At 69.1% G+C, this 20,467-nt stretch carries 24 protein-coding genes and 1 riboswitch; of the genes, 8 read left to right on the plus strand and 16 right to left on the minus strand.

Translation table 11 applies throughout. The annotated features are described in order from the left end of the window. The first annotated feature begins 26 nt into the window (after nucleotides 1-26). Complete coding sequence (locus tag AC1DW4_RS07435; protein WP_477016610.1) at nucleotides 27-806, plus strand: sulfite exporter TauE/SafE family protein; 780 nt, start codon at nucleotides 27-29, stop codon at nucleotides 804-806. A 106-nt stretch (nucleotides 807-912) separates the two neighbouring features. Then, a complete protein-coding gene (locus tag AC1DW4_RS07440; RefSeq protein ID WP_477016611.1) occupies nucleotides 913-1,398 on the plus strand; it encodes a hypothetical protein in 486 nt (161 codons plus the stop codon). 43 nt (nucleotides 1,399-1,441) lie between these two features. Here AC1DW4_RS07440 and ispG read toward each other — a convergent pair whose 3' ends face one another. The 5 genes from ispG to AC1DW4_RS07465 all read right to left on the minus strand — a co-directional run bounded on the left by ispG (nucleotide 1,442) and on the right by AC1DW4_RS07465 (nucleotide 7,885). Then, the gene (ispG, locus tag AC1DW4_RS07445) at nucleotides 1,442-2,584 is read right to left on the minus strand and encodes a flavodoxin-dependent (E)-4-hydroxy-3-methylbut-2-enyl-diphosphate synthase (RefSeq protein ID WP_477016612.1); all 1,143 of its coding nucleotides are present in this window, start codon (nucleotides 2,582-2,584) and stop codon (nucleotides 1,442-1,444) included. Between the two features lie 72 nt (nucleotides 2,585-2,656). After that, nucleotides 2,657-3,790, minus strand: coding sequence for a helix-turn-helix domain-containing protein (locus AC1DW4_RS07450; protein ID WP_477016613.1), 1,134 nt, complete (start codon nucleotides 3,788-3,790; stop codon nucleotides 2,657-2,659). Nucleotides 3,791-3,963: 173 nt separating this feature from the next. Next, nucleotides 3,964-6,216: a phosphoenolpyruvate--protein phosphotransferase gene (ptsP, locus tag AC1DW4_RS07455; protein ID WP_477016614.1), complete on the minus strand. Its 2,253-nt coding sequence runs from the start codon at nucleotides 6,214-6,216 to the stop codon at nucleotides 3,964-3,966. A 34-nt stretch (nucleotides 6,217-6,250) separates the two neighbouring features. Then, a complete protein-coding gene (locus tag AC1DW4_RS07460) occupies nucleotides 6,251-6,601 on the minus strand; it encodes a DUF3147 family protein (RefSeq protein WP_477016615.1) in 351 nt (116 codons plus the stop codon). A gap of 9 nt (nucleotides 6,602-6,610) precedes the next feature. After that, nucleotides 6,611-7,885: an aspartate kinase gene (locus AC1DW4_RS07465; RefSeq protein ID WP_477016919.1), complete on the minus strand. Its 1,275-nt coding sequence runs from the start codon at nucleotides 7,883-7,885 to the stop codon at nucleotides 6,611-6,613. A gap of 70 nt (nucleotides 7,886-7,955) precedes the next feature. On the opposite strand from AC1DW4_RS07465, the gene ubiG reads away from it, so the two are divergent. After that, nucleotides 7,956-8,771, plus strand: coding sequence for a bifunctional 2-polyprenyl-6-hydroxyphenol methylase/3-demethylubiquinol 3-O-methyltransferase UbiG (gene ubiG, locus AC1DW4_RS07470; RefSeq protein ID WP_477016616.1), 816 nt, complete (start codon nucleotides 7,956-7,958; stop codon nucleotides 8,769-8,771). A 171-nt stretch (nucleotides 8,772-8,942) separates the two neighbouring features. Here the strand turns inward: ubiG and AC1DW4_RS07475 are convergent, their stop codons facing one another. The 5 genes from AC1DW4_RS07475 to AC1DW4_RS07495 are packed head-to-tail and all read right to left on the minus strand — an operon-like array spanning nucleotide 8,943 to nucleotide 11,809. Continuing rightward, nucleotides 8,943-9,437, minus strand: coding sequence for a GNAT family N-acetyltransferase (locus tag AC1DW4_RS07475; RefSeq protein ID WP_477016617.1), 495 nt, complete (start codon nucleotides 9,435-9,437; stop codon nucleotides 8,943-8,945). Next, a complete protein-coding gene (locus tag AC1DW4_RS07480) occupies nucleotides 9,437-9,868 on the minus strand; it encodes a DUF1178 family protein (protein ID WP_477016618.1) in 432 nt (143 codons plus the stop codon). The genes AC1DW4_RS07475 and AC1DW4_RS07480 overlap by 1 nt, the downstream gene beginning before the upstream one ends. Next, the gene (locus AC1DW4_RS07485) at nucleotides 9,865-10,713 is read right to left on the minus strand and encodes a carbon-nitrogen hydrolase family protein (protein WP_477016619.1); all 849 of its coding nucleotides are present in this window, start codon (nucleotides 10,711-10,713) and stop codon (nucleotides 9,865-9,867) included. Before AC1DW4_RS07485 ends, AC1DW4_RS07480 begins: the two co-directional genes overlap by 4 nt. Beyond that, on the minus strand, nucleotides 10,713-10,970 hold the full coding sequence (gene grxC, locus AC1DW4_RS07490) for a glutaredoxin 3 (RefSeq protein ID WP_477016620.1): 258 nt from the start codon (nucleotides 10,968-10,970) through the stop codon (nucleotides 10,713-10,715). Before grxC ends, AC1DW4_RS07485 begins: the two co-directional genes overlap by 1 nt. Before the next feature lie 32 nt (nucleotides 10,971-11,002). After that, entirely contained in the window at nucleotides 11,003-11,809 is an 807-nt protein-coding gene (locus AC1DW4_RS07495) for a phosphoribosyltransferase family protein (RefSeq protein WP_477016621.1), read from the minus strand. Here AC1DW4_RS07495 and AC1DW4_RS07500 point away from each other — a divergent pair. After that, a complete protein-coding gene (locus tag AC1DW4_RS07500) occupies nucleotides 11,808-12,689 on the plus strand; it encodes a methyltransferase domain-containing protein (RefSeq protein WP_477016622.1) in 882 nt (293 codons plus the stop codon). The genes AC1DW4_RS07495 and AC1DW4_RS07500 overlap by 2 nt on opposite strands. Here the strand turns inward: AC1DW4_RS07500 and AC1DW4_RS07505 are convergent. Then, the gene (locus AC1DW4_RS07505) at nucleotides 12,686-13,144 is read right to left on the minus strand and encodes an OmpA family protein (RefSeq protein ID WP_477016623.1); all 459 of its coding nucleotides are present in this window, start codon (nucleotides 13,142-13,144) and stop codon (nucleotides 12,686-12,688) included. The two genes, AC1DW4_RS07500 and AC1DW4_RS07505, sit on opposite strands and share 4 nt — an antisense overlap. A gap of 81 nt (nucleotides 13,145-13,225) precedes the next feature. Further along, complete coding sequence (locus AC1DW4_RS07510) at nucleotides 13,226-13,573, minus strand: YMGG-like glycine zipper-containing protein (RefSeq protein WP_477016624.1); 348 nt, start codon at nucleotides 13,571-13,573, stop codon at nucleotides 13,226-13,228. Nucleotides 13,574-13,733: 160 nt separating this feature from the next. Here AC1DW4_RS07510 and AC1DW4_RS07515 point away from each other — a divergent pair, with 160 nt between their 5' ends. Genes AC1DW4_RS07515 through AC1DW4_RS07525 form a run of 3 tightly spaced genes read left to right on the plus strand, consistent with a single transcriptional unit; the run spans nucleotide 13,734 to nucleotide 15,992 of the window. Further along, nucleotides 13,734-14,090, plus strand: a complete 357-nt coding sequence (locus AC1DW4_RS07515; RefSeq protein ID WP_477016625.1) for a hypothetical protein — start codon at nucleotides 13,734-13,736, stop codon at nucleotides 14,088-14,090. A 44-nt stretch (nucleotides 14,091-14,134) separates the two neighbouring features. After that, nucleotides 14,135-15,106 (plus strand): diacylglycerol/lipid kinase family protein, encoded by a 972-nt coding sequence (locus tag AC1DW4_RS07520; RefSeq protein ID WP_477016626.1) that lies wholly within the window; start codon nucleotides 14,135-14,137, stop codon nucleotides 15,104-15,106. Between the two features lie 28 nt (nucleotides 15,107-15,134). Continuing rightward, nucleotides 15,135-15,992, plus strand: a complete 858-nt coding sequence (locus tag AC1DW4_RS07525) for a metallophosphoesterase family protein (RefSeq protein ID WP_477016627.1) — start codon at nucleotides 15,135-15,137, stop codon at nucleotides 15,990-15,992. 63 nt (nucleotides 15,993-16,055) lie between these two features. On the opposite strand, the gene AC1DW4_RS07530 is transcribed toward AC1DW4_RS07525, so the two are convergent. The 3 genes from AC1DW4_RS07530 to AC1DW4_RS07540 form a co-directional block, all read right to left on the minus strand. Continuing rightward, nucleotides 16,056-16,229 (minus strand): DUF1328 family protein, encoded by a 174-nt coding sequence (locus tag AC1DW4_RS07530; RefSeq protein ID WP_477016628.1) that lies wholly within the window; start codon nucleotides 16,227-16,229, stop codon nucleotides 16,056-16,058. 90 nt (nucleotides 16,230-16,319) lie between these two features. Then, entirely contained in the window at nucleotides 16,320-16,715 is a 396-nt protein-coding gene (locus AC1DW4_RS07535; RefSeq protein WP_477016629.1) for a hypothetical protein, read from the minus strand. Then, nucleotides 16,715-17,092 carry a glycine zipper domain-containing protein gene (locus AC1DW4_RS07540; protein ID WP_477016630.1) on the minus strand — a complete coding sequence of 126 codons (378 nt, stop codon included), beginning with the start codon at nucleotides 17,090-17,092 and terminating at the stop codon, nucleotides 16,715-16,717. The genes AC1DW4_RS07535 and AC1DW4_RS07540 overlap by 1 nt, the downstream gene beginning before the upstream one ends. Before the next feature lie 289 nt (nucleotides 17,093-17,381). On the opposite strand from AC1DW4_RS07540, the gene AC1DW4_RS07545 reads away from it, so the two are divergent. Beyond that, the gene (locus AC1DW4_RS07545; RefSeq protein WP_477016920.1) at nucleotides 17,382-18,275 is read left to right on the plus strand and encodes an aldo/keto reductase; all 894 of its coding nucleotides are present in this window, start codon (nucleotides 17,382-17,384) and stop codon (nucleotides 18,273-18,275) included. Here the strand turns inward: AC1DW4_RS07545 and AC1DW4_RS07550 are convergent. Continuing rightward, complete coding sequence (locus tag AC1DW4_RS07550) at nucleotides 18,259-20,097, minus strand: TonB-dependent receptor plug domain-containing protein (protein WP_477016631.1); 1,839 nt, start codon at nucleotides 20,095-20,097, stop codon at nucleotides 18,259-18,261. The two genes, AC1DW4_RS07545 and AC1DW4_RS07550, sit on opposite strands and share 17 nt — an antisense overlap. 188 nt (nucleotides 20,098-20,285) lie before the next feature. Further along, a riboswitch (cobalamin riboswitch) is annotated at nucleotides 20,286-20,438 on the minus strand. Nucleotides 20,439-20,467 lie beyond the last annotated feature (29 nt).

Here is a 20,467-nt window from a genome sequence, read left to right on the forward strand (position 1 = left end):
CGCTACGGGTCGGCAAAGAGGGCTGAATGGATACGTTTTTCCTGTTCCTGCTGGTCGGTGCCGTGGCCCAGGCGGTCGATGGCGCTCTGGGGATGGCCTACGGCGTGATCTCCTCCTCGGTCCTGCTGGCCCTCGGCGTCCCGCCGGCGACGGCATCGGCCAGCGTGCACGGCGCGGAGGTCTTCACCACCGCGGCCTCGGCCGGATCGCACATCTGGCACAAGAACGTGGAATGGCGGCTGCTGGTCCCGCTGGCCATCGCAGGCGTCATCGGCGGGTGTCTCGGGGCCTATGTGCTGTCGGGCATCAAGGGCGACGTCATCAAGCCGTTCATCATCGCCTATCTGGCCGGAATGGGCTGCTACATCCTGTATCGGGCGACGCGCGATCATCGTCCGCGCCAGATCCCGCGCTGGCTGGTGGCGCCGCTGGGGCTCGTCGGAGGCTTCTTCGACGCCGTCGGCGGGGGCGGATGGGGGCCGACGGTGTCCTCGGCCATGGTCGGCGCCGGCGCCGAGCCTCGCCGCGCGATCGGCACGGTCAATACGGCCGAGTTCTTCCTGACGGTCGCCATCTCCGCCACCTTCGTCTGGTCGCTGGTGACCGGCCACTGGCGCGAGGCCGACGCCCTGGAAAACCATTTCTCGGCCGTGGCGGGTCTCGTGGTCGGCGGCCTGCTGGCCGCGCCCTTCGCGGGCTGGATCACCAAGGCGGTGCCCCAGCGCGCCCTGACCTATGGCGTCGGCGGTCTGCTGATCCTGCTCGCGGGCTTTCAGGGCCTGCAACTGGCGGGCGTGTTCGCCTGACCGTCAGGCCACAAGGCTCAATCTTCTTGCCGGTAGCGGCGACAGACGCGACCTGAACGTGCATTCTGCGCACGACGCATGTTCGCGTCCTGTATGGGGGTTATCCTTGAAATCGTCACTTCTGGCCATTCCGGCCATTCTGCTCGTCGCTGCCTGCTCCAGCGCAGGCGGCACATCCGTCACCACCGCCCTGCCGTCGGCTCTGGCGCAATCCGCGCGTGTCTCGGCCGTGACACTTCAGGGCGCACCCGCGCAGGGTGTGAGCGAAAACTTCACCGAGACCTTCCAGTCGGGCGTTCAGGCCAAGCTGAACGAATGCGCGACCGGCTCCACGCCGCTGACGCTGCAGGTTACCCTGACCATGTTCGACAAGGCCAATCCGGCGATGACCTGGCTGATCGCCGATGCGAACCGGATTTCCGGAACGGCCCGCCTGATGGACGCCTCCGGCGCGGTCGTCGGCGAATACCAGATCTCGCGCCAGTTCGCGGCGTCCGGCCTGATCGGCATCGCCATGATGGCCAATGCCGAAACCCAGATGAGCGAAGCCTTCGGGGCCGAGGTCTGCAAGCAGGCCTTCCCCGATCGGTAATCATCGATCCTGAAGGGCGCGGTGGCGGCGATCGCCGCCGCGCCTATTCGGCGGCCTGAAGCTCGGCGGCGTCGCGGGCGGCGTTCAGCTCGGCGGCCTTGGCCTCGACCATCTCGACGATGTGATCGACCATGCCGTCGTTGGCCAGTTTGTGGGCGATCTTGCCGTTCATATAGACCATGCCCGACCCCGCCCCGCCGCCGGTGAAGCCGATGTCGGTGTAAAGCGCCTCTCCCGGCCCGTTGACGACGCAGCCGATGATCGACAGCGACATGGGCGTGGCGATATGGGCCAGCTTCTCTTCCAGGATGCCGACCGTCTCGATGACGTTGAACCCCTGACGGGCGCACGACGGGCAGGCGATGATGTTGACGCCCCGGTGGCGCAGGCCCAGCGACTTCAGGATGTCGAAGCCGACCTTGATCTCCTCGACCGGATCGGCGGCGAGCGAGACGCGGATCGTGTCGCCGATCCCGGCCCACAGCATGTTGCCCATGCCGATGGCGGACTTGATCGTGCCGGTGCGCAAGGGGCCGGCCTCGGTGACGCCCAGGTGCAGGGGACAGTCGATGACTTCGGCCAGCTGCTGATAGGCGGCGACGGTCAGGAAGGGGTCGGACGCCTTCACCGAAATCTTGAATTCGTGAAAGTCGTGGTCCTGCAGAATGCGGGCGTGGTTCAGCGCTGACTCGACCATGGCGTCGGGGCAAGGCTCGCTGTATTTTTCGAGCAGCTCCTTTTCCAGCGATCCGGCATTGACGCCGATCCGCATGGAGCAGCCGTTGTCCTTGGCCGCCTGGATCACGTCGCGGACGCGCGACGCATTGCCGATATTGCCCGGATTGATGCGAAGGCAGGCGGCACCGGCCTCGGCGGCCTCGATGCCGCGCTTGTAGTGAAAGTGGATGTCGGCGACCAAGGGCACCTTGGCCTCGCGGGCGATGGTCCGGAAGGCGGCGGTGGACGCCTCGTCGGGGCAGGAGACGCGAACGATGTCGGCGCCGGCCTCTTCCAGCTCGCGGATCTGGCCGATCGTCGCATTGGCGTCCGAGGTCGGGGTGTTGGTCATCGACTGGACGCTGATCGGGGCGTCGCCGCCGACGGGCACGTTGCCGACCATGATCTGGCGGCTCTTGCGGCGCTCGATGTGACGCCAGGGTCGGATGTGGCTGTGATCGGAGCTCATGACCCGATCAATATAGGCGCGTCCCGACGACAAGGCCATGACGCGCGACGAAGCGTCTGACCCGCGGCCGGATCAGCCCGGATTGACGGTCGTCGACAGGGTCTGCTCGGCCGAACCGACCGTCTGGGTCACGCTGGCCTGGGTCGCCAGGGTGGCGCGGGCGGCGGCGGCCTGGGCGGCGGTCGCCTCGGCCTGGACCTGGGCCGCCGTCTGACGCGCCAGCGCCTGGGCACGGGTGTTCAACTGGGCCAGCGGCGTCAGGACACCGGTCAGGGCTCCGCCGAGTTCGCCGTTCAGATAGACGTCGAAGGCGGCGGGATCGGACACGTCGATGACCGCGGGCACCCCGGCCGGGGCGCGCCAGGCCTCGCCGGCCGCCAGCTGACGGGCGAACAGCACGCGCCCGTCGGCCATGCGTACGACCAGGGCTCCGGCCTTCCGGGCCTGAAGCACGACCTGTGATGCGGTCGCCGAGGCGCCGTAGATGGCTCCGCGTGGATTGAAGGCGGCCTGGACCGGCGGCGCGTTCCGGGCCGCGGCGGCCGCGAGCGCGGCCGTGTCGGTCGGGTCGATGCCGGTCAGCTCGGCCTCGAGGCCCGGCGTGATGTAGAGGGCGGGCGTGGTCTGGTCGGGGGGGGCGGCCATCGGCGCGCCGACGCGCACGACGTTCTGGCCCGGGACATCGCCCAGCGACCAGCTCTCGGGGACCTCGGCGATGTCCGACGGCTGGGGCGCGCGCATCAGGCTGACGCGCTGGAACACGTTCCAGCCGATCACCGCCAGCGCGAGCATCAGAACCGCGCCGATGATGCGCGGCGAATAGCGTTTGACGTCCTCGAAGGCGACGCCGACCGGGGCCTGAAGCGCGACGGAGGCGTCCGGCGTCTCGCGCTTGTAGCGTTCGACGGCCAGCTGTTCGTCCAGACCCAGCGCCCCCGCATAGGCACGGACATAGCCGATGGCGAAGACGCGCGACGGCAGGGCGGAGACGTTGTCTTCTTCCAGGGCGCGCAGATAGCGTTCGTGGACACGGGTGTCGGCGGCCAGTTCGGCCATGGACCGGCCCGACAGCTCGCGGGCCTTGCGCAGGCCGGAGCCGAGAGTCGCTGCATCGGTGATGGAGGGCACGGGGTCCTTCCAGTCCGGGTGGGCCCGAAACTCATCGGGGACATTCCCCGTATCCAGCGCCATCACGCCTTGCCCCATACTCGACGTGGTCCTGACAACCGACGTCGTACTCAACCAGTCACCGCCTACCACGTCGGTATGACAGCGACCGCCTCCCCCCGGAGGCACATGCGTAGCGTCTTGTGGATAACCCAATCTGGTTGCCATATCAACGTCTTGTTAAACCTGTTTCCGTCCCGCGAAGGCACGGCTCACAGACCGACGTTCAACTTCCGGGCCAGACTTTCGATCTCGTTGCGGATCGAGCCGGCCGAGGATCCCAGCAGATTGGCCATCCCGCGCCGCGCCGCGACCAGGTCGGCGGACAGGATCATTCGCTTGACCGGGCCGACGCCGCCCGCCGGGGCGGACAGGCGCGTGAATCCCAGGGTGATCAGGGCGAAGGCCTCCAGCGGGCGCCCCGCCAGCTCGCCACAGACGGATACCGGCGTACCGGTCTCGATGCAGGCCTTCTGGATCGATTGCAGAGCGCGCAACGCCGGTGGCGACAGGGCGTCATACCGGTCCGACACCAGCGGATTGGTCCGGTCCGCCGCATACATGTACTGGAACAGGTCGTTGGACCCCACCGACACGAAGTCGGTCAGGGGCAGCAGGGCGTCCAGATGCCACAGCAGGCTGGGGCACTCGATCATGGCCCCGACGCGCAGCCGGGCAGGCAGGGGCCGTCCTCGCCGCCGCGCCCATTCGCATTCGACGTCGACCAGCTCGCGCGCGGCGCGGAACTCGTCCACCGTGGCGATCATCGGGAACATCACGCGCAGCTCCCGCCCGGCCCCGGCCGCCAAAAGCGCGCGTAGCTGAAGGCGCAGCAGGCTGGGCCGGTCCAGCCCCAGGCGGATCGCGCGACGTCCCAGGGCGGGATTCTCCTCCCGCTCGGTGGTCTCCATATAGGGCAGGACCTTGTCGCCGCCGATGTCCAGGGTCCGGAAGGTCACCGGTCGGTCGCCCGCCGCGTCCAGCACCAGTTTGTAGAGCGCGGTCTGGGAGTTCAGGCGCGGCAGTTCCTCCGACACCATGAACTGGAACTCGGTGCGGAACAGGCCGATGCCCTCGGCACCCGTGGCGTCCAGGTTCTCCAGATCGACCGCCAGCCCGGCATTGGTCAAAAGCGTGATCCGCGTGCCGTCGGCCGTGATCGCGGGCACATCGCGCAGCTTGGCGAACTCGGCCTGGCGCTGGTCCCGGACCGCCATGCGCGACTGGACCGAGTCCACCATGTCGGGTCGGGGCCGCAGATGCGCCTCGCCCGTCTCGCCATCCACGATGACCAGGTCGCCTTCGCTCAGCCGGTCGCGGATGCCCTGAAGGCGGCCGACGCACGGGATCTGCAGCGCGCGGGCCACGATGGCCGCATGGCTGGCCGCAGAGCCTTCTTCCATCAGCAGGCCGCGGATGCGGTCGCGCGGATATTCCAGCAGGTCCGCCGGACCCAGGTTCCGCGCCACCAGGATCGCATCGTCGGGCAGGTCGCGCTGGCCCGGCTTCTCGCCGCCCAGCACGCGCAGCAGGCGGTTGGCCAGGTCCTCGAAGTCGTGCAGCCGCTCCTTGATGTAGGGGTCGCGCGCCTGGGCGAAGCGGGCACGGTGCTCGTTGCGCACCCGGTCCACCGCCGCCTCGGCCGTCAGGCCGCCCCGCACCGCCTCCTCCAGCGACCGGTTCCAGCCCCGGTCGTCGGCGAACATCCGGTAGGTTTCCAGCACCTCGAACGACTGACCCGCCAGCTTGCCCTGGCCGCCGTCCAGGAGGGCGTCGATCGAGGCCTTCAGCGTATTCAGCCCCTCGCGCAGGCGGATTTCCTCGACCTGCTGGTTCTCGGCCAGCAGCCGTTCGGGCGGCAGGGGGGCCTCGTGCAGGACCACGTGGCCGAACGCCAGCCCTTCGGCGAACCTCTGGCCCTTGATGCGCTCGGGGCGGTGTGGCGCGACCTCGATGTCGCGCAGTTCCTCCTGGGCCAGCAGTTCGCCACTGGCCACGGTCTCGGCCAGGACCATGGCGATGGTCTGGATGTCCTCGACCTCGTCGGGGTCATAGCGCCGCTCGGACTTGTTCTGGACGACCAGCACGCCGATGGCCCGCCCGCCGCGCAGCAGGGGAGCACCCAGAAAGGCGTGATAGGGGTCTTCGCCCGTCTCCGGCCGATACGAAAAGCTGGGGTGGTTGGGCGCGTCCGACAGGCTGATCGGCTGGGCCATCCGGGCCACCTCGCCCACCAGACCTTCGCCCGCCTTCAGCCGGGTGTTGTGAACGGCATCGCGGTTCAGACCGTGGGTGGCGAACAGCTCCAGCTCGCCCGACGCCCGCCGCAGATAGATGGAGCAGACCTCCGCCACCATGGACTGGGCGATGGTGGTGACGACGACGTCCAGACGGCCCTGCGCCGGGCCGCCATCGGCCATCGCCTCGCGGATCTGGCGCAGGAGGACCCGCGGCCCCCTCGTCATCGTTCCGCCCGCTACCGGCATCCGTCGGTCACCCTCAGAGTTTTACGCCTGCGCGCCCCGCGACCCAGACGGTCACAGCATACAGAATCACCGTCAGGACACACCCCGCCGCGAGCGACGGCCAGAACCCCACACCGCGCCGCAATAGCATCGGCATCAGCAGGAACATGGGCAGCGACGGCAGCACATACCAGAAGGTCGCCTCGGCATGATCGGCCAGCCGCGCCGTGTCGCGCGTGTCGCGCCACAACCAGACCATGCCGAGCACCGACACCAGCGGCAGCGACGCGAACAGGGCCCCCAGCGCCGCGTTCCTGCGCGCAGTTTCGGACACCAGACCGACCAGGGCACCCGAGATCAGCGCCTTCAGGACGGCATATAGCATGGCCGATTCTCAGACCCCCTCCAGCCCATAGGCCGAATGCAGGGCACGGACGGCCAGCTCGGCATAGGCGGCGTCGATCAGGACGCTGATCTTGATCTCGGACGTCGAGATGGCCTGGAACTTGACGCCCTTGTCGGCGAGCGCCCGGAACATGGTCTGGGCGACGCCGGCGTGGCTGCGCATGCCGACGCCGACGACCGAGACCTTGGCCACGTCCTCGTCGACGCGGATCTCCTCGAAGCCGATGTCGGCCTGGTGCGCGCGCATCAGATCGGCGGCGCGGGCGGCGTCGCGGCGGCCGGTCGTGAAGGTCAGGTTCACCGCCCCTTCGGTCCGCGCCTGGGACTGCACGATCATGTCCACGTTCACGCTGGCCTCGGCCAGGCGGGTGAAGACGTCGGCGGGGGCGTCGACCCGGTCGGACAGGCCCAAGAGGGTAATGCGGGCCTCGTCACGGCTCATGGTCACGCCGGACACGATGCGTTTTTCCACGATTTCTTCCTCGTCACAGATGAGCGTGCCGGACTTGGCGGGCAGGTCGCCGTTCTGGTCGGGTTCGATGAAGCTGGACAGGACGCGCACCGGCACCTGTTTGGCCATGGCCAGCTCGACCGAGCGGGTCTGCAGCACCTTGGCCCCCAGCGACGCCATCTCCAGCATCTCCTCGTAGGAGACCTTTTCCAGTCGGCGCGCCCGGCTCTCGATGCGGGGGTCGGTCGTATAGACGCCGTCCACGTCGGTATAGATGTCGCACGGACAGCCCAGGGCCGCCGCCACCGCCACGGCCGAGGTGTCCGATCCGCCACGGCCCAGGGTCGTGATCCGGCCCGACGGCGACACCCCCTGGAACCCCGGCACGACGGCGATCTCTCCGGAATCGATCGCGGCACCCAGAACCTTGCCCGGCACATCCACAATGCGGGCGCGGGCATGATCCTCGTCGGTCAGGATGGGGATCTGCCACCCCATCCAGCTGCGTGCGTTCAGGCCCATGTTGCGCAGGGTGATGGCCAGAAGGCCCGAGGTCACCTGCTCGCCCGAGGCGACGACCACATCGTATTCGTCGTCCGACAGCGGCAGTCCGGCGGCTGCGGCCCCCGCCCCGTCGGTCCAGGCCACCAGCTCATTGGTCTTGCCCGCCATGGCCGAGACGACGACGGCGACCGAATGCCCGGCCTGGACCTCTGCGGCGACGATGCACGCGGCACGGCGGATCCGCTCCAGGTCGCCCATGGAGGTGCCGCCGAACTTCATCACCAGTCGTTTCGACGCCGGCGTCGTCATCGTGTCCGCGTCATCGTGGCGGAAATCCCCGTCTTGCATGGCGGGCGCAAAAGGGGTTCACCCTTGCGCCATGGCCGCTTCTACCGACCCCTCGTCCGGGCGCAAACCCCAAACGGGGCAGGATTTTGCCGATATTCCCGCCGATCGGGCCGAGGGGGCCAGCATCGACCCCGCCGACGTCGCGCGGTTCTCGGCCCAGGCCGCCGAATGGTGGGACGCGCGCGGGCCGTTCGCGCCCCTGCACAGGTTCAATCCGGCGCGTCTCGCCTTCATCCGCGACCGGGTCGCCGAACGGTTCCTGCGCGATCCGGCAAAACGCGAGGCCTTCGCGGGCCTGAGCCTGATCGACATCGGCTGCGGCGGCGGGCTGATCGCCGAGCCGATGCGGCGGATGGGGTTCGCCGTCACGGCGGTCGACGCCTCGTCCGAGAACATCGGCACCGCCCGTGCCCATGCCGCCGAACAGGGTCTGGACATCGCCTATCGCGCCGCCACCGTCGAGCAGATGGAGGCCGAAGGCGCGGGGCCGTTCGAAGTCGTCCTGGTGCTGGAGATCATCGAGCACGTCGCCGACCCTGAAAGCTTCCTGCGCGCCTGCTCCCGGCTGGTGGCGCCGGGCGGCCTCATGATCGTCGCCACCCTGAACCGCACGCTGAAGTCCCTGGCGCTGGGCAAGGTCGCAGCCGAATACATCTTGCGCTGGGTGCCGGCCGGAACCCACGACTGGCGGCAGTTCGTGAAGCCGGACGAAATCCGCATGATGCTGTCGGCCGAACCGCTCGCCGTCAGCGGCCCTTACGGCCTGGTCTACAGCCCGCTGTCGGACCGCTGGAGCGAAAGCGCCGATGCCGATGTCAACTTCATGATGGTGGCGACGAAGGACTGAACCTTCGCCCTTTCCCCATTCTTCATTGGGGAAAACCGTCCGTCTTCGAGCGTAGCGAGAACAGGATGGATGGGAGAACTTCATGCTGTCGAAGTCAGACGAGACTTCCCCCATCGGTCCTGGCTGGCTGCGCCAGCAACGGACCGCTTTCCCCCGCAAGCGGGGGAAGGACTACAGATTTCGCGTCATGTAGCGGGCGTCGGAGCCGTAGCTGGCCAGTTTGGCCGCCATGTCCGGCGTCTGCTTCACCTCGAACCCATGGCCGCGCCAGAAGTCGACGGCGTCGTTGACGGCCACCAGGGCGATCGTCGCCCAGCCGCCCGCGACGGCCAGATCGACCACCGTCCGCACGGCCGGTTTCGACCAGCCCCGCCCCCGGACCGCCGGGGTCAGGGCGAGGTCGTGCAGATACAGGACCCCCGCGTCCGACGGGATCGCCTCGATCAGGGTATTCAGCGCCGGCGCCGAGTTCGCTCGCCATGGATAGGCGACCAGATAACCCTCCAGCGCCGCCTCGATCTGGAGCACCAGACAGCCGTGGGGATGGAGCGCCAGCCGGTTCTCGAAACAGTCGCGGCCCTCGAAATGATCCGGAAAGCCGACCGCCGCGATCTCGGCCACGCGGTCCAGGTCGTTGGCCCGCATCGGCCGCCAGCCGGCCGGCATCAGTTCAGCTTTTCCGGCTCGATCGGCACAGGCGGCAGGGCGGCGCAGGGCACGCCGTCCGCCTTCAGGGCGCGCACCTCGGCCGGGGTCGCCTCGCCATAGATTTCCCGCTTCTCGGTCGTCCCTTCGTGAATGGCGCGGGCTTCGCGGGCGAAGGCGTCGCCGACGTAGTCGAAATTCGCCTCCACATGGCTGCGGACCTCGCGCGCCATCTTCGTCATCATGGTCCGCACCTTGGCTATGTCCGGTGTGGCGGGCTCGCGCCGTGTCCCTGCGACCGCCGGAGACATGATCTGTTTGGTCACCCCGTGCGATCCACAGAACGGGCATTCGACCAGGCCCCGCGCCGCCTGGTCGTCATAGTCGCCGGACGACCCGAACCAGGCCTCGAACGGATGGTCGGCGTCGCACTTCAGGGCATAGCGGATCACGCCTGAGCTCCGGGCGCCGCGAAATCCCGGTCGTGGCGCAGCTGTGGCACAGAGGCCCGCGCCGCCTCGACCGCCGACAAATCCAGCGTCGCGTGCAGGACGCCGGGCGCGTCGTGATCCAGTTTCGCGACCACCTCGCCCCACGGCCCGACGACGATCGATCGGCCCCAGGTCTTGCGCCCGTCCTCGTGTGTCCCCCCTTGCGCGGGAGCGAGGACGAAGGCCCCGGTCTCGATGGCGCGGGCGCGCAACAGGGTCTCCCAGTGGGCCTCTCCCGTCGGCACGGTGAAGGCGGCGGGCACGGCGATCATGCAGGCCCCGGCCTTGGCCAACTGCCGGAACAGGTGCGGGAACCGCACGTCGTAGCAGACGGTCAGACCCAGCCTGCCCCACGGCGTCTGCGCCACGCAGGCTCCGTCGCCCGGCCGGATCGACGCGCTCTCGCGATAGGTCTCGCCATTGGCCAGATCGACGTCGAAGACGTGCAGCTTGTCATAGCGCGCCCCGATCGTGCCGTTGGCGTCGATCAGCAGCGAGCGGTTGGCCGCCCGGTCATCGCCCGTATGCCCGGACCGCACGATGGCAGAGCCGATCAGCAGCCAGACGCCCAGCTCGGCCGCCAGATGGCGCAGGCCGATCACGGCCGCGTCCTGATCCTCGTCGACGATCGCCAGGGCGCGCCGGTCCCGGCGTTGCTCCAGCAGGTTCGTCCCCTCGGGCGTCAGGATCAGCTTGGCCCCCTCCGCCGCCGCGCGCCGGATCAGCGGCTCCACATGGGCCAGGGCCGCGGCCGCCGTCGCCGGCGTCCGCGTCTGGATCAGGGCGATGGGAAGGCTGGACGACATCAGGCCGCCAGCAGAGGGTCCAGGCCGCCGCGCCGGTCAAGCGCGCTCAGGTCGTCGGCCCCGCCGACGTGTTTTCCGTCGATGAAGATCTGCGGGAAGGTGGCCTTGCCGCCCGATTTCTCCATCATCTCGGCTTTCTTGGCCGGGTCGTTGGAGGCGACGATCTCGGTGTATTCGGCGCCCTTCTTGTCCAGCAGCGCCATGGCCGCGTGGCAATAGGGGCAACCGGGCTTGGTGTAGAGGACGACGTCGGCCATGAGGGAGAACTCCAGAATATCCGTGTTGCCCCTTATCTAGGCACTTCGCGCGCGGTTCGCACCCTCGCGATGACCGCCAGATCGACGGCGCGCGCTCCGCCCTCCAGCAGCGCCTTTGCGCAGGCCTCGGCCGTTGCCCCAGTCGTCAGCACATCGTCGATCAGCAGGATGCGCCGACCCTTGATGCGCCGCGCGCCCATCTCGGTCAGAGCAAAGGCCGATTTGACGTTCAGCCGCCGTCCCCGCGCGCTGCGCCCGCCCTGGGATTCGGTCCGCGTCGTGCGCGACAAGGCATCAGGCAGGTAATCCAGCCGCGCCGACCGGGCCAGTGGCCGCGCGATCTCCGCCGCCTGGTTGAAGCGCCGCGACAACAGTCGCGTGGGGTGCAGCGGCACGGGCACCACCGCGTCCGCCTGTTCGATCAACGGGGCGGCCGCCCGTCCCAGCCAGCGCGCGAACAGGCCGGCGAACTGTTGCTGGTCGCCGTGCTTGAACTTCAGGATCAGCCCGCGCGACGCCTCGTCATAGACGCAGGCGGCCCGGCAGCGGGAAAACCGATAGGGCGAGGCCACGCAGGCCGCGCACCGGTCCGAGGCGAAATCGCCGCCGTCGTATTCGAACGCCGCACCGCACCCGTCACAGACCGGATCTTCCAGAAAGACAACGCGGCTCCAGGCGTCGGCCGTCAGCCCGGCGGCCTGAGTCGCCTCACGGCTGTCGTGCGCCATGGGCGGCAGGACCAGATCGGCCAGGCCGCGCCCCAGATCGGTCAAGCCGAGCATCGCGCGCGCGCGCGCCGCTTCCCAACGCGCGCTCCAGTCCCCATCCTGAAGTCTCATGACCGCCCCCGGCCCCCCATCCATATTCGATCCCGCGCGCCGCGCCCTGCGGCTGGCGCGCGCCGCCCGCCTGTTCGCTCAGGCCGACTTCCTGCATCGCCGCGCCGCCGAGAACGCGGTCCTCAGCCTGGAAGCCACCTTGCGTGCGTTTCCCGCCGCCGTCGACCTGTCGGCCCATCCGGGTGTGTTCGGCGCGGCCCTGGCGGACAGTGATGCAGCCACGCGGGTCGGCGTGCCCGTGACCTTTGAGGATGGAGGCCAGGCCGCGCCTGGCGCTCGCCCCCTTTCGGTCGCCGAAGGTTCGACCGATCTGATCGTGTCGCTGATGACTTTGCACTGGGCCAACGACCTGCCCGGCGCGCTCAGCCAGATCCGCCGCGCGCTGAGGCCCGACGGGCTGTTTCTGGGCACCCTGCTGGGCGCGGGCACCCTGAAGGAGCTTCGGGCCGTCCTGACCGAGGCCGAGCTGGCCGAGCGCGGCGGAGCCCAGGCGCGTGTCTCGCCCTTTGCCGACGGGTTCGACGGCGCGGGCCTGCTCCAGCGGGCCGGATTCGCCCTGCCCGTGGCCGACGTGGATCGGCTGACGGTCCGCTACCCCGACCTGTTCGCGCTGATCCGCGATCTGCGGGCCATGGGCGAGACCAATGTGCTGGCCGGCGCGACTCGACCCTTGACGCGCGGCATCGTCGCTCGTGCCGCCGCGCTCTATGCCCAGCGATACGCCGAACCCGACGGCCGCATCCCCGCGACATTCGAGATCGTCAATCTGGCCGGCTGGGCTCCGCACGACAGCCAGCAGCAACCCCTGCCACGCGGGTCGGCCAGGGTTCGTCTGGCCGACGCCCTGGGCGTCGTCGAGCACGGTCGCACAAAACCCTAGAGCGGCGTGGCTTCGACCAGGACTTCAGTGCGGCGGCGCAGCGGTTCCTGCACCCCGTCCGCGGTCGTCGCGCCCGCGTCGCCGGCCGCCGCGATCTCGAAGGCGGGCACCGGCCATCCGGCTGCGGTCAGTGCCTCGGCCACCGCCAGGGCCCGGCGTTCGGAGAGGTCCTGATTGGCATCGGCCGCGCCGCTCGCGCTGGCCAGGCCCAGAACCTTGACCGAAGTGATCCGGCAGCCCTGCAGCTGCGTCGCCGTCAGGCCGATCGCCTCCAGCGCCGGGCTGGTCAGTCGGTCCTGATTCTCGTTGAAATAGACGTCGAACCGTTTGGCGGCACAGGCGCTGGGCGTGGCCACCAGCGCCTCGCGATCCATGAACTTCGGCCCCATCGAGCAGGCCGACAGACCGATCGCCCCCATGGTCGCGGCCAGAAAGATCTTCTGCGTCGTCATCATCGCCCTGTTCCCTGTGTTCGCTCAAGCAAAGGGCGGCCCGTCGATCGACGAGCCGCCCTGAGAGTCGTCTGTTGTCAGGGCCTAGTAGCGGCGCTGACCATTTTCCCAGTAGCACTCGTCCTGACGGTTGTCGTAGCAGTAGTAGTACTGGCCACGGTTGTCGCGGTAACGCTGCTGGTTGTTGCGGTCGGCTTGAGATCCTCGGATCGCGCCGATGGTGCCACCGGCGGCGGCGCCGATCAGCGCGCCGGTCGCGGCATTGCCGCCGCCGACGTTGTTGCCGATGATGGCGCCGGCGACGGCGCCCAGGCCGGCACCGATCGCGCCTTGGCGAACGGTCTGGTTGCTGGTGCTGTTGCCGTAAGGATCGGTCGCGCAGGCCGATGCGAGCAGGCCGGCGGCACCGATCGCGATAATTGCCGTCTTCATGGATGTGTCCTTCATTCCTGATGTTCGCCCCGAAAGCGAGAACGCTGGATTATGGCTCAGGTTCCGCGCCTATGCTCGTCGTCAACGATGACATAGACTGTAGCGGGTCGCGCGAGGGGCGCGGATTTCGAACACGTCCAGCGTTTGTGAGGGGTTTTCAATGCGTTTTCCTGAGCCGGTCCGTAACGCGGACGATCACGCCAGCCCGGTCTGGGCCCGTTCCAAGCGCCGTTCAGGCGGCGGCGGGGGCGGATTCGTCGGTCTGCTGGTCACGCTTCTGGCGCTGTTCGGCGTTCTGACGGCCGTGCTGGGCATCAAGGAGCAGTCGCTGGCCAAGGGCGGGGCGATGATGGACGGCTGGATCACGGCCGGCGTCTCTTCGGCCAAGGGTCTGATCGGCAAGGCGCCGGAAGCCGCCGAGGTCGCCGCCGACAAGGCGGGCGACGCCGCCGACAAGACCGGAGACGCGCTTCAGGCCGGCGCCGCGACCACGGCGGACACGCTCAAGGCGCAATAGTCACGCTTGGCGGAACAGGGGCCTGACAGGCGCGTTCGGGCGGGATGACCGATACCATCGAGCCTGAATCCGTGGCCCTGGGCCTGCCCGAGACCGAGCCGGTCGAGGCGGTCGCCGAGCCGCGCGCCCTGACGCCCCATGTCGCGATCTCGCGCGTGGTGATCCTGGTCAACACCCTGTCGGGATCGGTGGGGCCGCGCGCCGTGGCCGAGGTCGAAGCCATCATGGCCGACTATCCGTGCGAGGCGGAGATCGTCGAACTGGTCGGATCGACCATGGACGATCAGATCGATGCGGCCCTGGCATCCAAGCCCGATGTTCTGTTCGTGCTGGCGGGCGACGGCACGGCGCGCGCGGCCGCTTCCAGGGCGGGACCGAAGGGGCCGCTGGTCGCGCCCCTGCCGGGCGGGACGATGAACATGCTGCCCAAGGCGCTTTACGGCACCGCCGACTGGAAGGTCGCCCTGCGCGACGCCCTGGAGAACGGATTGCCCCAGTGCGTATCGGGCGGCATCGTGGAGGGGCAGTCCTTCTATTGCGCCGGCATCTTCGGATCGCCCGCCCTGTGGGCACCGGCCCGCGAGGCGATGCGCACGGGCAAGCTCAGCCTGGCCTGGACCTATGGACGACGGGCGTTGAAGCGGGCCTTTTCCGGCAAGATTCGCGTCGAACTGGACGGCGGCAGGGTCCGTCGCAGCGAGGCCCTGGCCCTGATCAGCCCGATGATCTCCAAGGCCATGGACGAGCCCGTCGGGCTGGAGGCGGCCGCCATGGACCCGGCCGACGCGGCCCAGGCGTTCCGACTGGCCGCCAACGCCCTGTTCAGCGACTGGCGTCAGGACCCGTCCGTCGTGACCCAGCCCGCCCGCAAGATCCGCATTCGTGCGCGATCCAAAATCCCCGCCGTTCTGGACGGTGAGCCGACGCTGCTGCATCACGACGCCATGGTGACCTTCATTCCCAAGGCCTGGCAGGCCCTGGCCCCCGATCCCCAGCCTCAGGGCGAGGCGGTCTGATGCGGTCGATGGCGAGAGGCGACGCCCGGTGAGAGCCGGCCGTCTGCTGCAGTTCTCCGACGTTCATTTCGGGGTCGAACACCCGGACGCCTGCGCCGCCGCGCTTGATTTTGCCCATGCCACGCCCAGCGACCTGATCCTGATCACCGGCGACATCACGCAAAAGGGCCTGCCGGACGAGTTCGCGGCGGCCGCGGCCTGGATCCGGGCGATGCCGAAACCGCGCTTCGTCATCGTCGGCAATCACGACGTCCCCTATTACAATCTGGGCGCGCGGCTGTTCCGGCCGTGGAAGGCCTTCGAGGATGCGACCGGCTATCCGGCCCATGACGGCGAGTTCGTCTCCGACAGCGTGATGGTGCGCGGCGTCGTCACCGCGCGCGGTTGGCAGGCCCGGGCCAACTGGTCCAAGGGCGTCATCGACCTGGACCAGACGCGCCGCGCGGCCGAGGCGCTGCGTCAGGCCCCGGTCGGAGCCCTGCGCATCCTGGCCTGTCACCATCCGCTGATCGAGATGATCGGCACGCCCATGACCGGCGATGTGAAACGCGGCGACGCGGCGGCCGAAATCTTCGCCGAGGCGGGCGTCGATCTGATCACCACCGGCCACGTCCACGTCCCCTTCGCCATTCCGATCGACCTGTCGGATCGGTGTTCCTACGCTGTCGGCTGCGGGACCCTGTCCAAGCGCGAACGCGGCGCACCGCCCAGCTTCAACCAGATCGAATGGTCCGCGCACGAGATCGTGGTCACGGCCATCGCCTGGGACGGCCAGACCTTCAAGCCCGCCCAGAGCTGGCGGCTGCCGCGGCGTCAGGACACCCGCCATCCGGCCTCCGCGCCCGATCCGGCGACGCCCGGTACGCTCGAAGCGGCGATCACCTGAGGGCCAAGAAAAAAGCCGCGACCCGTGAGGATCGCGGCTTTGGTCTTTGATCGGTCGCGGCGGCTAGGCGCGCGGCCCGCGTCGCAGCCCACCGGTGAAGAACGAGATCACCATCAGGACGAGGAAGATCACGAACAGGACATAGGCGATGTTCATCGACAGGCCAGCGACGCCACCGGCACCGAGAGCGCCTGCGACCAGCGCGAGAACCAGAAATATGAGAGCCCAGCGGAGCATGGACGATCCTCCCTTGGAAGATTGATGACGGGCGTCGCCACCATCGACGCCGCCTGCCTGATCAATGTTCGCCGGGCGATCCCGTTCCGGTCAGCGGCGGTAACGACCGTGCGATTTCTCTGTGAAGGCCGCCGCCACCATGGTGGCCAGGGCCGGGTTGCGCAGGAAGATCCAGCCGCCGGCCAGGGCCGCGACGGTGCCCAGGATCGGGCGCGAGCGGAACAGGGCATAGGCGCGACCGCCCAGGCCCTCGGGTTCTTCTTCCTCTTCCTCCTCGAAGGCGCCGCCGACGCCCAGGAAGACCACCGCCACGATCACCGCGACCAGGGCGAAGACCCCGGCCGTGATCGCCGCCGCGCCGAGAGGCGGCAGGACAAGCGCCAGCGCATAATAGAGGGTCGCGCCCAGCGCCACGACGGCCACGAAGGCGCAGCCGGCGACCACGAAGGCCGCCGACAGCTTTTTGACCAGCCCCTTGCCGAACATCAGCGGCGACGACCGGCCAGCAGCAGACCCAGCACCACGCCGACGCCGAGCGCGATGGCCGTGGACTGAACCGGACGCTCCTGCACCCGCTCGGTGATGTAGCGTTGCGCCTCGTCGAAACGCTCTGAAGCGTCGTCATAGTATTCGCGGCTGCGCACGCGGGCCTGGTCGTAATAGCCACGGGCCTGTTCGCGCAGTTCGTCGGCGCGTTCGCGGACGCGGGCGTCGGCTTCGGCGGCCTTTTCGCGCAGGCGGGCTTCGGTTTCCGAGGCCTTGGCCTTCAGCTTGGCGGCTTCTTCGCGCGCGCCGACCTTTAGATCCTCCTTGAGGGTGTTCAGGTCGTTCTTGATGTCTTCGCGCGCCTTGCTGGTCGCCATGATCCCACTCCGTTGATGCAGCTTTGCCATAAATAGGGGCCTTGTCGGCTGAACGCCACTGCTTTGCGGGGGTTCCCCTGCGGTGCAGCATTGTGCAGGGAGTGGGGCTTAGGGCTTAGGAAGGACTGGGCCGCTGGCCTTGAACGACGTCGCGCGGCCCGAGGCCATGATGGCCCACTCCCCAAGACCTAAGCCCTACTCACTGAGCCCTATCACCGTTCCCCCGGTAACGAACCGGTAGGGTCTCCCTCAGCCTCCCTTAAACTTTCCCGGTCAGGATCGACCGGTGATGTCCCCCTCCTGCCCTTCTCCGGTCGCCAAGCTCGCCCTGGCGGTCGTGACCGAGCCCGAGCATGCGCTGCCCGCGCCCGTCGGCGCGCGCGAGGAGGCGATGCGGACCCTGCTCCAGACGGCGGCCGATGCCGGCGTGTCGATCGTCGCCACGCGTCCGACGGGCGATGCCGAACGTCTGCTGGGTCAGGCCTGGCCGTTTCCCTCGCCGTTCTCCGTCACGGTTCGAACCGTCGCCCTGTCCGAGGGCCTGGACCGGGTCGAGGCGCGCGCCCGGCGGTCGCTGGAACGCATGGGGTTGCCGCGCGGCGACACCCTGCTGGTGTCCGGTGCGACCGACCTGGCCGGGGCCGAGGGCCGCGCCCTGTGGGACCGGATGCTGGCGCTGAAGGATCGCGGGCTCTATCGCCGCGTCGGATTCCTGGCGACCATGGAGGACGGGCCGACCCTGCTGGCGCGGCGCTATCAGCCCGATGTCGTGCAGATCGCCTGCAACATCCTGGACCAGCGCCCGGTGACCGAGGGGGTGCTGTCCGACCTCGCCGGTCTGGGCATCGACGTCCATGTCTCGTCGGTCTTCGCGCGCGGCCTGCTCTTCGCCAGCCGAGAAACCCTGCCCGCCCATCTGGTCGATCAGGGCGTGGCCCTGTCGCGCACGCGCCGACGCCTGGCGGAGGCCAGGGTCGATCCGATGCAGGCCGCGCTCGCCTTCTGTCTGGGCCTGCCGCCCGTGGCCGCCGTGGTCGCCAGCGTGGCCTCGGCCGCCGAGATGCGGGCGGTCCTGGCGGCCGCTCACGCCCCCCGGCCCGACCTGGACTGGGACGCGCTGGCCCTGTCGGAGCCGGCCGCGATCACGACCGGCTCCGCGGCGCGGATCAGTAACGCAGCCTGATCCCGACATAGCCGGACCGCCCCGGCTCTCCATATCCGAACACCTGCTGATAGTGTTCGTCGGCCAGGTTCTCGAGCCGCGCCGTCAGGGTGACGGCGTCGTTCAGGTCATAGGCCGCGTTCAGGTTGGCCGTGACGAACCCTTCGCGAAGGCCCCCCGAATCCGGCTGGTCGCCCTCGGCGCGGATGGTCAGGGCGCCGGACAGACGCCCGCCGCTCCATCCCAGGGTCGCCGATCCCGCGTGCTCGGGCACGCGCAGCAGCCGGTCGCCGGTCGTCTCGTCGACCGCGTCGGTCCAGGCGTAGGCCAGGGTCAGATCGAATCCGCCCCCCAGGATCGCGCGCGCCTCCGCCTCCACCCCGTCGGTCCGGGCCCGGGCGACGTTGACGTAGTAGGAATCGAACGTCACCGGATCGAAGAAATAGGTGATCTGGTCCTCGACCTTCAGCCGATACAACGTCAGCCGCCCGTCGATGCGACCGTCGCCCGAGGCCCAGCCGACCGCCCCCTCGACGCTGTCGGCGGTTTCGGGCCGAAGCTCGGGGTAGGGGATGGCGCTAAAGCAGTAGTCGCAGACCGCCTGGCTGATCGACGGGGCCTTGAAGCCGGTCCCATAGGCCCCCGACAGGACGAAGCCGGCGGGCAGGTCATAGGCGGCCGAGATTCGGCCCGTGACCTCCGACCCGAAATCGTCGGTGTCGTCGTAACGCAGCCCCCCCGTCACGCTGAAATCGTCGGACACGTCGACCCGCGCCACGCCGAACGCCGAGGTGGTGCCCAGCGCGACCGCTTCGCCGGTCGAGACCGTGCCTCGCGTATCCTCCCGCTCCGCCCCGACCGTGAAGGCCGCTCGGTCGTCCCAGCCGGTGCCCTGCCCCTGCCAGCGATAGACCTGGCGATCGGCGTCGAACTGTGAGGCGAAGTCGCCGTCGTTCTCGCGCGCGATATCACTGGCCGAAAAACTGAACTGCTGATCCAGGCCCAGGAAGGCCGTCGACAGCCGCACGAACCCGGACCACTGCTCGCTGGCCGTGGTGTCGGGCGTGTCGGCGGGGACATAGTCGGGCGGGGGGGATCCGTCGATGTCGCCGTGGCTGTCCGACCATCGGGCCGAAGCCTCGATCGTGGTCGTGGTCGTCAGCGCATAGCGGCCCCTGGCCCCGACCGTCGTGGTCTTCAGTCCGTCCGGCTCGGGATTGCCGTCGGCCTCGTCGGCCGCCGAGATGCCCTCGCTGTCGAAGCGCGACACATAGGCGCTGGCGGCCCAGGTCTCGCTGACGGTGCCGAGCGCCAGCCGCCCGCGCCAGGTGTCGAAGCTGCCGGCCTCGGCCTCCGCGCGCAGCCCGTCGATCTCCCGGGTGGTGAAGGCGATGACCCCGCCGATGGCGTCCGATCCCCACAGCGAGGATTGCGGACCGGACAGGACCTCGACCCGCTCGACATCGCCCAGCTCGAATCCGGAGAAGTCGAACGCGCCATTGACCTCGGCCGGGTCGTTGACCGGCACGCCGTCGACCAGGACCAGGGTCTTGCCGGGCGTCGCGCCGCGCATGCGCACTTGGGCGGGACCGGCATAGGCCCCCGAACGCGTGACCGACAGGCCGGGAATGTCGGCCAGGATGTCGGCGGCGAACACCGCGCCGCGCCGATCGATGGCGCGCGCGTCGATGACGCGGGCGCCCGGCGTGTCCTGCTGGATCGCGGGCAGGCGGGTGGCGGTGACGATGACTTCCGGCAGGGTGTCGTCCGGGGTCTCCTGCGCGAGGACAGGCGAGGCGATGAGCGCGACGAGGGCGCTGCTCGCAAGAAGCAGGCGTTTCATGGAATTAGCTCCGACAGGCCCGACTTCGGCGCGCGCCGGGCGTGTGAACAGCGACCAATCCGCCGTGACGCGGTCACGACGGCTCCGAGATCGGGTCGCTTCGACGGAACGGCCTCCCGGCTTTGCGGAAGGGGCTGGTCCCACGCCTCTGTCTGGTCCCGGACAGCGGGCGAGCGACGTCGGCGGCCAGGTCTCCTGGCTTGCGGGTCAACGGACGCCGTCCTCGCCTTCCCGGCTCTGCGAAAGCAGGACCAGTGACGCCGGATGCGAACACCCGGACCGGACGACGGCCTAACCGCCTACAGTTGCGGGCACAGCCGCGGTGTTCGACCGCGTTCCCTTAACCGCCTGACCGGCTTGTCGCAGCGCA

It is taken from the genome of Brevundimonas sp. P2_A6 (assembly GCF_056404975.1).